A 12,091-nucleotide genomic window follows, 5' to 3' on the forward strand; every position below is an offset into this window, starting at 1 on the left:
ATGACCCCGAGTCTAGACGCGTCCGTTTTCCGGAATGTTTCGTGCACTGGCAGGCTGGAGGGTGAGGAGACCCATGCACATCGAACGAGTCCGCGACGCGGCATCCGATGCGGTGGCCGATTACGCCCGGCTCACCGACGTCGCGCTGCGCAGCGCCCACGAGCCCGAACAGGGTCTCTACATCGCCGAGTCCGCGAAGGTGATCCGCAGGGCGATCGCCGCGGGCCACCGACCCCGCTCGGTGCTCATGGAGGAGAAATGGCTCGCGGGCCTCGAACCGGTGCTCGCGCCGTTCGACATCCCCGTGCACCTCGCCGACCCCGACCAGCTCGAGGCGATCACCGGGTACCGCGTGCATCGCGGCGCCCTCGCTGCGTTCGAACGCCCCGTGCTCGTCGACCCCGCCGAGCTCCTCGCCGATGCCCGCCGCGTCGTCGTGCTCGAGGACATCGTCGACCACACGAACGTCGGGGCGATCTTCCGCAGCGTCGCAGCCCTGGGCGCCGATGCGGTCCTCGTGAGCCCGCGCTGCGCAGACCCGCTCTATCGGCGGAGCGTGCGCGTGAGCATGGGCACCGTGTTCCAGGTGCCGTGGACCCGCCTGCCCGAGTGGCCCGAGGCCGCCGACCTGCTGCACGCCGCCGGCTTCACGATCGCGGCCCTCGCCCTGGCCGACGACGCGGTCTCGCTGCCCGAGCTCGCCGCCGATGCGCCAGAGCGTCTCGCGCTCGTCTTCGGCGCCGAGGGCGACGGGCTCAGCCGCACCGCGCTCGCGGCCTCGGATTCGGTCGTGACGATCCCGATGCGGCACGGCGTCGACTCCCTGAACGTCGCTGCGGCCGCCGCCGTCGTGCTCTACGCGGTCGCGCTGCCCGAGGTGGCACCGTGACGGGCATCGAGGCGGAAGAGTCGAAGGCGGCGAAGGCGCGGGTGTACCGCCGGCGCCGCATCGTCGTGTTCAGCGCCCTCGCGGTCGTCGTCGCGCTCGTCACGACGGGTGGCGTCTACACGGCCAACACGCTGGGCGCGGCCGTGCCCGCCGCCGCCCCGCAGATCACCGACCCCGAGCCCGTCGCCGCCGCCGCGCAGCCGATCGCATTGCCGGGGTTCGGCAGCTACGCCGTCGGGGCGGTCGGGTTCGACGGACTCGTGGCCGCGGGCAACGAGTCGACGCCGATGGCGATGGCGAGCATCACGAAGGTCATCACCGCGCTCACGGTGCTCGCCGAGCACCCGATCGCAGCCGGTGAGAGCGGCCCCGACATCGAGTACACCGATGCCGACGTCGACATCTACTGGGACATGGTCGCCCAGAACGGCTCGGTCGCCCCCGTCGAAGCGGGCGCGACCTTGAGCCTCAAGGAGAGCCTCGAGGCGCTCCTGATCCCGTCGGGCAACAACTACGGCATCTCGATCGCCAACTGGGCCTTCGGCTCCGAGCAGGCGCTCGTCGAGAAGGCCAACGCGTGGCTCGCCGCCAACGGCCTCGCGAACACGCACGTCGTCGACTCGAGCGGCATCTCCGACGACAACGTCGGCACCGCGACCGACATGGTGCTCCTCGGCGAGATCGCGCTGCGCGACCCCACGATCGCGGCCATCGTCGCGTCGAAGAGCGTCGAGATCCCCGAGATCGGCACCCTCGAGAACTCGAACAAGCTGCTCGGCACGCACGGTGTCGACGGCATGAAGACGGGCACGACCGACGACGCCGCGAACCTGCTCTTCACGGCCGACTACGCCGTGGGAGCCTCGACGGTGACCGTCGTCGGGGTGCTGCTCGGCGGCGAGACCCACTCCGTGCTCGACGAGGCCATCGCGGCGCTGCTCGACTCCGTCGCCCCGGGCTTCCACGAGGTCGCACCGCTCGAGGCGAACCAGGTCTTCGCCGAGTACACGACGCCATGGGGCGAGTCGGCGCGGGCCCGCGCCACCGAGGGCGCCACGCTCGTCGTGTGGAGCGACACGCCCGTCGACGTCGAGGTGCAGGCCGAGCCGGTGACGCTCGCCGAACGGGGCGAACAGGTCGGCACCGCGATCGTGCGCGCCGGCTCGCAGGAGATCAGCGTGCCGCTCGTGCTCGATGCCGCGATCGAGGACCCGGGGGCGTGGTGGCGCCTCTCGAATCCGGGTGCCCTCGACTGACCGACGCCGGCCGAGCCGTCTCGGGACCTATTCGGGCTGCGTGTACGGCGCGGCATCCGGTCGCTTGGCGCTGATGAGATCGCCCGACGACTGGTGGCGGATGCGGCGCACCACCCACGGCACGAGGTACTCGCGCGCCCACGACAGGTCTTCGACGCGCGCCTGACGCCAGGTGCTCGACGGCAGGGGTTCGGGTCGCAGCGGCTCGAGATCGTTCTCGACGTTCAGGGCGTCGAGCACCATGCGCGCGACGGTGTGATGGCCGAGCGAGTTCAGGTGCAGTCGGTCGGGCGCCCACATGCGCTGGTCTTGAATGGCGGTCAGGGCCCACTGGTCGGCGACGATGCAGTCGTACTTCGCGGCGATCGTGCGCAGGTTCTCGTTGTAGATCGCGACCTTGCCGCGGATGCCGCGGAACACGGGGGAGAAGCCCACGTCGACGCCCGTGAAGATGACGATGGTCGCGTGGTCGCGCGAGAGCCGCTCGATCGCGTACTCGAAGCGGGCCGCGATCTCGTCGGGGTCGGTGCGGGGCCGGATCACGTCGTTGCCGCCGGCCGAGATCGTGATGAGGTCGGGTCGCAGCGCGAGGGCGGGCTCGATCTGCTCGTCGATGATCTGCTGTATGAGCTTGCCGCGCACGGCGAGGTTCGCGTACGCGAGGTCCTCGGTGCCCTGCGCCAGCTGTTCGGCGACACGATCGGCCCAGCCGCGGTGTCCGCCGGGGGCGTTCGGCTCGGGATCGCCGATGCCCTCGGTGAAGGAGTCGCCGAGGGCGACGTAGCGCGACCAGGGATGCTGCTGCGAGACCATTCCTCCATCATGCCAACTCGATCCCGGTTCGGGGATGTCAGGTGCCTCCGCTACGCTCGGATCCAGTGAGTACCGCGATCCCTTTCGGCCCCCAACCGGGCACGTCGGCCGCCGAGCACCTCTCACCATCGTTCCCCGAACGCGCCGCGTGGGGCACCGCTTCGAAGCTCCGGGCCTGGCAGGCCGAGGCGCTCGAGCAGTACCTCGCCGAGTTGCCGCGCGACTTCCTCGCCGCTGCGACACCGGGCGCCGGCAAGACGACCTTCGCCCTTCGACTCGCCGCCGAGCTGCGCGCTCGGCGCATCATCGACCGCATCACCGTGGTGGCGCCGACCGATCACCTGAAACGGCAGTGGGCGGATGCCGCGGCGCGCGCCGGGATCCGGCTCGACCCCGACTTCCGCAACGCCCACGGTCGCACCGCCCGCCACTACCACGGGGTCGCCGTCACCTACGCGCAGGTCGCGATGCGACCGGGCCTGCATCGCGAGGTGACGATGTCGGGCAAGACGCTCGTGATCCTCGACGAGGTGCATCACGGCGGCGACACGCTCTCGTGGGGCGATGCGATCCGCGAGGCCTTCGAACGCGCCGAGAAGCGGCTGTCGCTGACCGGCACGCCGTTCCGCTCCGACACCGCTCCCATCCCGTTCGTGGACTACGCTCCCGACGCCCAGGGCGTGCGCCTCTCGCGGTCCGACTACAACTACGGCTACGGGCGCGCCCTCGCCGACGGCGTCGTGCGCCCGGTGCTCTTCATGGTCTACGCCGGCCACATGCGCTGGCGCACCAAGGCCGGCGACGAGATGGAGGCGAAGCTCGGCGAGGACAACACGAAGGACATCACCTCGTCGGCGTGGCGCACGGCGCTCGAACCGAGCGGCGAGTGGATCCCCGCGGTGCTCGCCGCCGCCGACCGGCGCCTCACCGAGGTGCGGCACGGCATCCCCGACGCCGGCGGGCTCGTCATCGCGACCGATCAGACCGTCGCTCGCGCCTACGCGCAGATCCTCGAGCAGATCAGCGGCGAGAAGGTGACGATCGTGCTCTCCGACGAGAAGGAGGCGAGCTCGCGCATCGAGGAGTTCTCGGCGAACACGAGTCGATGGATGGTCGCGGTGCGCATGGTGTCCGAAGGCGTCGACGTGCCGCGGCTCGCGGTCGGCGTGTACGCCACGAGCGCCTCGACGCCGCTCTTCTTCGCCCAGGCCATCGGTCGCTTCGTACGGGCACGGCGGCGCGGCGAGACGGCCTCGGTGTTCCTGCCCAACGTGCCCGGCCTCATGGCACTCGCCTCGCAGCTCGAACTCGAGCGCGACCACGCGCTCGATCGCCGCGGGGGCGACGACGACGATGACGGCCTCGACGACAGCCTCCTCGAATCGGCCAACCGCGAGGAGCGCGCCTCCGAAGAGGAGATGGGGCTCGGCACGTGGGAGGCGCTCGGGTCGGATGCCTCGTTCGACCGCGTGCTGTTCGACGGCACCGAGTTCGGCACCCTCGCCGAGCCCGGCAGCGACGAGGAGTACGACTTCATCGGCATCCCGGGCATCCTCGAGCCCGAGCAGGTCTCCGAGCTGCTCAGGCACCGTCAGGCCCGTCAGGCCCGCCGCGCGGGGGAGCGGCGCAAGCACGCCGTGGCCGTCGAACGCGACGGTGAGGAGGGTTCCGGAGCTTCGGCGGAGCCCGTGGCATTGTTCCGCACGCTCAAGGAGCAGCGGTCGCTGCTGAACAGCATCGTCGGTCTGTACGCGAGGCAGTCGGGGCAATCGCATTCGCTCGTGCATGCCGAGCTGCGACGGGCATGCGGCGGGCCCGAGGTCGCGCAGGCGACCGTGACCCAGCTGCAGTCGCGCATCGAGCTCGTGCGACGACGTCTGTCGGGGCGCTGATGGACGCGACTCGGGGCGCTGTCAGGAGCATGGCGGGCCCTCCCGGCATGATGGCCGAGTGAGGATCAACGGGTTCGCCGACGTCTGCCTTCGCACGCTCATGCTGCTCGGCGCGCAGGCGGGCGAGCGGCTCACGAGTCGCGAGATCTCCGAGCGCATCGGGGTGCCCTACAACCACGTGAGCAAGGCGGTGCTCGAGCTGCGGCGGCGCGGCGCGCTCGACGTCGCCCGCGGTCGCACGGGAGGCGCCAGCATCACCGACGCGGGTCTCTCGCTCAGCGTGGGTGCGCTGCTGCGCTCCCTCGACGGTCATCAGGATCCGGTGGAATGCATCACGAGCGACGGCACGAGCTGCCCGTTGATCGCCGGCTGTCGCCTTCGATCTGCGCTCCGTGTCGCCCGCGAGGCGTTCTACGCGACGCTCGACGAGTTGACGGTCGAGTCGTTGAACTCGACGCCCTCCCACGTGTCGCTGCCGCTTCCCGCGCGCCGTGAAGCATCCGTCGAGGGCTGATTTGCACCCGCTTTTCTACAGGGTGTAGAAAAGACCTTGGAATCTGGCATATCGAATGCCAGATATGAGTTCCGAGGAGAACAATGCTTTCCGAGAAGTCCCGCCCCGTGATCGAAGCGACCCTGCCCGTGATCGGCGAGCGGATCGGCGAGATCACGCCGAAGTTCTACCGCCGCCTGTTCGCCGCGCACCCCGAGCTGCTCGACGGCATGTTCAGCCGTGCGAACCAGGGCAACGGCACGCAGCAGCAGGCGCTCGCGGGCAGCATCGCAGCCTTCGCCGCGCACCTCCTCGCCAACCCCGAGACGCTCCCCGAGGCCGTGCTCTCGCGCATCGCCCACAAGCACGCCGCCCTCGGAATCCCCGAATCGGGCTACCCGATCGTCTACGAGCACCTCTTCGCCGCCATCGCGGAGGACCTCGGCGACGCCGTCACCCCCGAGGTCGCCGAAGCCTGGACCGAGGTCTACTGGCTCATGGCCGACGCCCTCATCAAGATCGAGCGCGGCCTCTACGCGCGGCAGGCGAACGAGGTGATGTGGGCCGACTGGCGCGTCACCGCGAAGGACGCCGCCGGTGCGGGCTCCGTCACCTTCCGCCTCGAGCCCGCCGACGCCACCGCAGTCACCGCGGCCACGCCCGGTCAGTACGTCTCGGTGCGGGTGCGGCTCGCGGACGGGCTCCGCCAAGCGCGCCAGTACTCGCTCTCCGACGCGGTCGAATCGCTGACCGAGCGCGTCTTCACGACCAAGCTCGACGAGAGCGGCGAGGTCTCGCCGTTCCTGCACGGACACGTGAACGTCGGCGACGTCGTGGAGCTCTCGAATCCCTACGGCGACATCGAACTCGACGAGACCGACGCCCCGATCGTGCTCGCGACCGCGGGCATCGGCTGCACGCCGAGCGCATCCATCCTGCGTTCGCTCGCGAATCAGGCGTCGGGCCGTCGGGTGCTCGTGCTGCACGCGGAGCGCAGCGCCGAGAATTGGGCGCTCGAGGCCCAGATGCGCGAAGCCGTCGCCGCGCTTCCGAACGCCGAGCTGCGACTCTGGCTCGAGGAGCCGACCGCCGAGGCGGGCGCGGTCCCCGGCTTCATGAGCCTCGACGGCGTCGATCTGCCGACCGGTGCGAAGCTCTACCTGTGCGGCCCCCTGCCGTTCATGCGGTCGATCCGCTCGCAGGCGATCTCCGCCGGGGTTCCCGCCACCGACATCCACTACGAGGTCTTCGGGCCCGACGTCTGGCTCGCCGCCTAGGCGATCGGCGGGTGACGGGCGTCGGCGGTTCGCACCGCCGGCGCCCGTCCGCATTCACGCCACGTCGATCGAGACGGATGCGGCGGGGCCGCCGCAGCGGAGACGGCCGAGTCGATCGGAGCGGGTCTAGCATGACCGTATGGACCGTCGTTCGCGGGTGCTCGTCGTCGCCATCGTCGTCTCCTTCATCGCGTTCCTCGACGGTGCGGTCATCAATGTCGCGCTCCCCGCGATCGAGGCGGAGCTCGGCGGCGGCCTCGCACTGCAGCAGTGGGCGGTCGACGCCTATCTCCTGACGCTCGGCTCGCTCATCCTGCTCGCCGGGTCGCTGTCCGACTCGTACGGGCGACTGCGGATCATCCGCATCGGGCTCTACGGCTTCGCCGCCACGTCGGTGCTCTGCGCCATGGCGCCCGACGGACTGGTCTTCGTCATCGGCCGAGCGCTGCAGGGCGCGGCCGGCGCCCTCCTGGTGCCGAGTTCGCTCGCGCTCATCATCGCGACGTTCCCCGCCGCAGCGCAGGGCAAGGCGATCGGGCGGTGGACGGCGTGGACCACGGTCGCGTTCCTCGTCGGCCCGTTGCTCGGCGGCGTGCTCGTCGACCTCGTCTCGTGGCGTCTCGTGTTCTGGATCAACCTGCTGCCGATCGCCTTCTCGCTCGTCTTCATGCACGCGCTCGGCCGCGACACCGCGAACCCGGCGAAGGAGCGCATCGACTGGCCCGGGGCGGCGCTCGGCGTCGTCGGGCTCGGCGGCACCGTCTTCGCGCTCATCGAGCAGGGCCGGTTCGGCTGGTCGTCACCGGTGGTCTACGTGCCGCTCGTCGTCGGCCTCGCCGCGCTCGTCGTGTTCGTGTGGTGGGAGCACCGCACACCGCAGCCGATGCTGCCGCTCAGCCTCTTCCGCGCACGCAACTTCGCGGTGGGCAATCTCTCGACGCTCTTCATCTACGCCGCGTTCTCGCTCGGCCCGTTCGCGATCACGATCTTCCTGCAGGAGTACGCGGGCTTCTCGGCGACGCTCGCGGGTCTCGCGACCCTGCCGCCGACGATCATGATCGTCTTCCTCGGCTCCTGGTTCGGCGGCCTCTCGTCGCGATTCGGCCCTCGCATCTTCATGACGCTCGGCCCGCTCACGGTCGCGATCGGCTACCTGCTCACCCTCACGGTCACGACCGAGGTCTCGTACTGGACCCAGCTGCTCCCGGGCATCATCGTGATGGGGCTCGGCATGGCGATGACCGTCGCGCCGCTCACTGCGGCGATCCTCGGCGCGGTCGATCCGGCCCGCGCCGGCATCGGATCGGCGGTCAACAACGCCGTCGCCCGCATCGCCGGTCTCGTCGCGATCGCCTCGATCGGCGTCATCATCGGCACGCAACTCGATGTCACGGGGTTCCACCGCGCCGCGATCGCGACCGCGGCCTTCCTCGTGGTCGGCGGCATCGTGTCGTGGATCGGCATCAGGAATCCCGTGCACGCCGCCGCGACGCCGGCGCCCGAGCCGGCGCGCGACTGAGCCGGGACTCGCTCTGCGCACGCCGGAACGGGAGTCGATCAGCGCGCGTCCACCGGTTCTCGCTCGGGGGAGGCGTCGCCGGTCACGGCATCGTCGAGTCCGCCGAGTTCGGCAGCCTTGTCGAGCGCCGCCATGAGGTCGTCGGTGAGGTCGTCGACGTGCTCGAGGCCGATCGCGAGACGCACGATGCCCGCTCCGGGCTTCGCCTCGCCGGCGACGGGCCGGTGGGTCAGCGATGCCGGGTGCTGCACGAGCGAGTCGACGCCGCCGAGCGACACGGCATGCGTCACGAGCTCGCAGGATTCGGTGAATCTCGCCGCGGCGTCGTATCCGCCGACGAGATCGAGCGCGATGATCGATCCCGGTCCCTCGAGCTGGCGGCCGATGAGCCCCGAGGGGTCCTGGCCGGGCAGTCCGGGGTAGTGCACGCTCGCGACGGCGGGGTGGCTGAGCAGGCGTTCTGCGAGCACGGCCGCCGTCGCCTGCTGCGCGCGGACTCGGAGCGGGAGCGTTCGGAGCCCGCGATGCAGGAGGTAGGCGCCCATCGGATGCAGCAGGCCGCCGGTGAGCGCACGCACCTGTCGCAGCCGTTCGACCCAGACGCCGTCGGCGGCCACGACGCCCCCCATGACATCGCCGTGGCCGCCGAGGTACTTGGTCGCGCTGTGCAGCACGAGGGTCGCGCCGTGCTCGACCGGGCGCTGGAGGACGGGAGTCGCGAAGGTGTTGTCGACGAGCACCGGCACGTCGCCCGCGGCATCCGACACCGCCCGGATGTCGAGGAGTTCGAGCGTCGGGTTCGCGGGTGTCTCGATGACGACGAGGCCCGTGTCGGGGCGGATGGCGCTCGCGATGCCCGACGCATCCGTCCATGTGACCTCGGTGCCGAGCAGGCCGCTCGCGAGCACGTGGTCGGTGCCGCCGTAGAGCGGGCGCACCGCGACGATGTGGGGTCGTCCGGCGGACGCCGTGGCGATGAGGGCGGCGGCGAGTGCCGCCATGCCGCTCGCGAATGCGACGGCGCCCTCGGTGCCCTCGAGTCCGGCGAGGGACTCCTCGAATCGTGCGACCCCGGGCTGCCAGAGGCGCTGGTAGACCGCCGACCGGCCTTCGCCGAGGTCGTGGCCCGTTGCGAGCTCCTCGTAGGAGGCGCCGCCGGTCTCGACGTCGCCGAGCGGGTTCGTGGTGGAGAAGTCGATCACTGGCACATGGGATCCGCTCTCTCGAACGCCCGTCATTCCGCCGTGGACGGCGCGGGTCTCGAGGTGCGACGACGATGTCTGCATGGCTCGAATCAAGCAGAATCTGTGACATTCAGCAAACGAGCGTGAAGGTTCGATGCGATACGATCGAAATCTCGAATGTTCTGCAATTTCGACCCCTGAGGAGACCACCGTGGCGCAGAAGCCGGAACTCGACCGCGTCGACCGGGCACTGCTGCAGGCGCTGTCGACCAACGCCCGCGCCTCGGGTGCCGCCCTCGCCGCCGAGGTCGGGGTCGCCGAGTCCACCGTATCGCTCCGGCTCCGACGACTGCAGAGCCTCGGCACCGTGCGCGGCTACCGCGTCGACGTCGACCTCGCCTCGCTCGGCGTCTCGCTGCAGGCGCTCATCGCGATCCGTCTCGTCAAGCACGACCGCAGCGAGATCGACGCGTTCCGCCAGGCCGTGCCGCACCTGCCCGGCGTGATCGGCGTCTTCCACATGGCCGGCGCCGAGGACTACCTGATCCATGTCGCGGCGCGCGACGCGGAAGAGCTGCGGGAGTTCGTGCTCGCCTACCTGACGGGCCACCCCGCCGTCGCCCACACCGAGACGAACCTGATCTTCGAGCACGCCGACGGCGACGGCTGGAACAAGCTCGTCGGCTGACGGTTCGGCGATCCGAAATCCTGCCAATCCGGGCGATTCCGGCGATCGCGCCGACCCCGCCCGATAGCGTGGCTGAGGCCGTTCGAACGGCCGCATGCGATGGCGCGGGACGAGCTCGGTCGCAGGCAACCCGGCGCCCGCGATGGACGGGAGCACGATGAACGACGTACAGCCGGCGGGCACCTCCGCCGACCGGGCGAGATGGCGGCGCTACCTCGCCGACGAACGGGCGGAAGCCGCCGTCTACCGTGAGCTCGCAGCGCGCCGCGACGGCGAGGAGCGCGACATCCTGCTCGCGCTGGCCGCCGCCGAGGGGCGCCACGAGGCCCACTGGCTCGCGCTGCTCGGCGGCGACGACAACGGCGTGCCCCGTGCCGATGTGCGCACGCGCATGCTCGGAACCCTCGCGCGACGATTCGGGTCGATCTTCGTGCTCGCGCTCGCGCAGCGCGCCGAGGCGCGATCGCCGTACGCGAGCGACCCCGATGCCACCGCCGCCATGGCCGCCGACGAACGCATCCACGGCGAGGTCGTGCGGGGGCTCGCCTCGCGCGGTCGCCGACGTCTCGCCGGCACCTTCCGCGCCGCGGTGTTCGGCGCCAACGACGGACTCGTCTCGAACCTCGCGCTCGTGCTCGGCATCGGTGCCACCGGAGTGCCCGCCGCAGTCGTGCTCTTCACCGGCATCGCGGGCCTGCTCGCCGGCGCTCTGTCGATGGGCGCGGGGGAGTACGTCTCGGTGCGATCGCAGCGCGAGCTGCTGGAGGCATCCGCCCCCGACCCCTCTGCGCGCGAGGCGCTGCCCGACCTCGACATCGGCGCCAACGAGCTCGCACTCGTCTACCGGGCGCGCGGCATGGAGGAGCAGGAGGCCGTCGACCACGCGGCACTCGTCGTCGCGCGCGTGCACGCCGCCGAACAGGTGCAGGCGCCGACCGACGCGTTCAGTGTCGTCGAACACGACGACGAGGCCGTCGGCACCGGCCTCTCCGCCGCGATCTCGAGCTTCTGCTTCTTCGCGTCGGGCGCACTCATCCCCGTGCTGCCGTACCTGTTCGGCTTGACGGGGCTCCCGGCGATCCTGACGGCGACGGTGCTCGTGGGCATCGCCCTGCTCGCGACCGGCGCGATCGTCGGCCTGCTCTCCGGAGCGTCTCCGCTGAAGCGCGCCCTGCGCCAGCTCGGCATCGGCATCGGGGCCGCGGCGGTCACGTACCTCCTCGGCCTCGCCTTCGGCACCACGATCGCCTAGGAGCACCATGACCCGACCCGTCGCACTGCTCACCGGCGCCGGCCGCAGCAACGGCATCGCCTGGGCGATCGCCACCACCCTCGCCGCCGACGGCTGGGACGTCGCGTTCAGCCACTTCGGCGACTACGACCGACGGATGCCGCTGGGCGGCGACCCCGATCGAGATCCAGCGGCCCTCGCCGCCGAACTCCGTGCGCTCGGAGCCCGCACGATCGCCCTCGACGCCGACCTCGCCGACCCGTCGGTGCCGGGCAGGCTCGTGGCCGAGGCATCCGCTGAGCTCGGACCGATCAGCGCGCTCGTGCTCTCGCATGCCGAGAGCGTCGACTCCGGCATCCTCGACACGACGATCGAGAGCTTCGATCGGCACTTCGCGGTCAACACGCGTGCGTCGTGGCTGCTGCTGCAGGCCTTCGCCGCGCAGGTGCCGGCAGCGGGCGGCAGGGTCGTCGCGCTCACGAGCGACCACGTCGTCGGCAACGTGCCCTACGGGGCGAGCAAGGGCGCACTCGACCGCATCGTCATCGCGGCGGCCCGCGAGCTCGCGCCGCTCGCCATCACCGCGAACCTCGTGAACCCGGGGCCGGTCGACACCGGCTGGATGGACGACGAGACCCGCGCGGTGCTCACCGCGGCGCAGCCGAGCGGCAGGCTCGGCACGCCAGACGACGCCGCCCGCCTCGTGCGCTTCCTCGTCTCCGACGAGGCCCGCTGGGTCACGGGCCAGCTGATCATGAGCGACGGCGGCTTCTCGATCTGATCCGTGCCGGCCATCTGATCAGTGCCGGCCGTCTGATCCGTGCCGACGGACTGATCCGTGCACGACCG

At 70.9% G+C, this 12,091-nt stretch carries 11 protein-coding genes; 9 read left to right on the plus strand and 2 right to left on the minus strand.

The genetic code is table 11. The features are described 5' to 3' along the window. Window positions 1-73 precede the first annotated feature (73 nt). Window positions 74-889 (plus strand): TrmH family RNA methyltransferase, encoded by an 816-nt coding sequence (locus ACFTQE_RS01425; RefSeq protein WP_376923390.1) that lies wholly within the window; start codon window positions 74-76, stop codon window positions 887-889. Further along, the gene (locus tag ACFTQE_RS01430; protein ID WP_376923391.1) at window positions 886-2,145 is read left to right on the plus strand and encodes a D-alanyl-D-alanine carboxypeptidase family protein; all 1,260 of its coding nucleotides are present in this window, start codon (window positions 886-888) and stop codon (window positions 2,143-2,145) included. Before ACFTQE_RS01425 ends, ACFTQE_RS01430 begins: the two co-directional genes overlap by 4 nt. A gap of 27 nt (window positions 2,146-2,172) precedes the next feature. Here the strand turns inward: ACFTQE_RS01430 and ACFTQE_RS01435 are convergent, their stop codons facing one another. Beyond that, on the minus strand, window positions 2,173-2,958 hold the full coding sequence (locus tag ACFTQE_RS01435; RefSeq protein ID WP_376923392.1) for an SGNH/GDSL hydrolase family protein: 786 nt from the start codon (window positions 2,956-2,958) through the stop codon (window positions 2,173-2,175). 65 nt (window positions 2,959-3,023) lie between these two features. Between ACFTQE_RS01435 and ACFTQE_RS01440 the strand changes: the two genes are divergently transcribed. The 4 genes from ACFTQE_RS01440 (at window position 3,024) to ACFTQE_RS01455 (ending at window position 8,139) form a co-directional block, all read left to right on the plus strand. Next, window positions 3,024-4,850, plus strand: coding sequence for a DEAD/DEAH box helicase (locus tag ACFTQE_RS01440; RefSeq protein WP_376923393.1), 1,827 nt, complete (start codon window positions 3,024-3,026; stop codon window positions 4,848-4,850). A gap of 58 nt (window positions 4,851-4,908) precedes the next feature. Continuing rightward, the gene (locus ACFTQE_RS01445) at window positions 4,909-5,364 is read left to right on the plus strand and encodes an RrF2 family transcriptional regulator (protein ID WP_376923394.1); all 456 of its coding nucleotides are present in this window, start codon (window positions 4,909-4,911) and stop codon (window positions 5,362-5,364) included. A gap of 83 nt (window positions 5,365-5,447) precedes the next feature. Beyond that, the gene (locus ACFTQE_RS01450; RefSeq protein WP_376923395.1) at window positions 5,448-6,620 is read left to right on the plus strand and encodes a globin domain-containing protein; all 1,173 of its coding nucleotides are present in this window, start codon (window positions 5,448-5,450) and stop codon (window positions 6,618-6,620) included. Window positions 6,621-6,759: 139 nt separating this feature from the next. Further along, window positions 6,760-8,139, plus strand: coding sequence for an MFS transporter (locus ACFTQE_RS01455; protein ID WP_376923396.1), 1,380 nt, complete (start codon window positions 6,760-6,762; stop codon window positions 8,137-8,139). Between the two features lie 38 nt (window positions 8,140-8,177). Here ACFTQE_RS01455 and ACFTQE_RS01460 read toward each other — a convergent pair whose 3' ends face one another. Further along, complete coding sequence (locus ACFTQE_RS01460; protein ID WP_376923397.1) at window positions 8,178-9,425, minus strand: trans-sulfuration enzyme family protein; 1,248 nt, start codon at window positions 9,423-9,425, stop codon at window positions 8,178-8,180. Window positions 9,426-9,534: 109 nt separating this feature from the next. On the opposite strand from ACFTQE_RS01460, the gene ACFTQE_RS01465 reads away from it, so the two are divergent. From ACFTQE_RS01465 to ACFTQE_RS01475, 3 genes are all read left to right on the plus strand, one after another. Further along, the gene (locus ACFTQE_RS01465; RefSeq protein ID WP_375832984.1) at window positions 9,535-10,011 is read left to right on the plus strand and encodes an Lrp/AsnC family transcriptional regulator; all 477 of its coding nucleotides are present in this window, start codon (window positions 9,535-9,537) and stop codon (window positions 10,009-10,011) included. Between the two features lie 157 nt (window positions 10,012-10,168). Further along, window positions 10,169-11,263 carry a VIT1/CCC1 transporter family protein gene (locus tag ACFTQE_RS01470; protein WP_376923398.1) on the plus strand — a complete coding sequence of 365 codons (1,095 nt, stop codon included), beginning with the start codon at window positions 10,169-10,171 and terminating at the stop codon, window positions 11,261-11,263. 7 nt (window positions 11,264-11,270) lie between these two features. Then, window positions 11,271-12,023, plus strand: coding sequence for an SDR family oxidoreductase (locus tag ACFTQE_RS01475; protein ID WP_376923399.1), 753 nt, complete (start codon window positions 11,271-11,273; stop codon window positions 12,021-12,023). Window positions 12,024-12,091: the final 68 nt, after the last annotated feature.

Source organism: Agromyces sp. NPDC056965, assembly GCF_042673425.1.
GTDB lineage: Bacteria > Actinomycetota > Actinomycetes > Actinomycetales > Microbacteriaceae > Agromyces.

What these genes read in the sequence shown, in the direction of transcription:
- ACFTQE_RS01435 (WP_376923392.1), bottom strand. Translation starts at nt 2,958, where the DNA reads ATGGTCTCGCAGCAGCATCCCTGGTCGCGCTACGTCGCCCTCGGCGAC.
- ACFTQE_RS01455 (WP_376923396.1), top strand. Translation starts at nt 6,760, where the DNA reads ATGGACCGTCGTTCGCGGGTGCTCGTCGTCGCCATCGTCGTCTCCTTC.
- ACFTQE_RS01450 (WP_376923395.1), top strand. Translation starts at nt 5,448, where the DNA reads ATGCTTTCCGAGAAGTCCCGCCCCGTGATCGAAGCGACCCTGCCCGTG.
- ACFTQE_RS01475 (WP_376923399.1), top strand. Translation starts at nt 11,271, where the DNA reads ATGACCCGACCCGTCGCACTGCTCACCGGCGCCGGCCGCAGCAACGGC.
- ACFTQE_RS01470 (WP_376923398.1), top strand. Translation starts at nt 10,169, where the DNA reads ATGAACGACGTACAGCCGGCGGGCACCTCCGCCGACCGGGCGAGATGG.
- ACFTQE_RS01460 (WP_376923397.1), bottom strand. Translation starts at nt 9,425, where the DNA reads ATGCAGACATCGTCGTCGCACCTCGAGACCCGCGCCGTCCACGGCGGA.
- ACFTQE_RS01425 (WP_376923390.1), top strand. Translation starts at nt 74, where the DNA reads ATGCACATCGAACGAGTCCGCGACGCGGCATCCGATGCGGTGGCCGAT.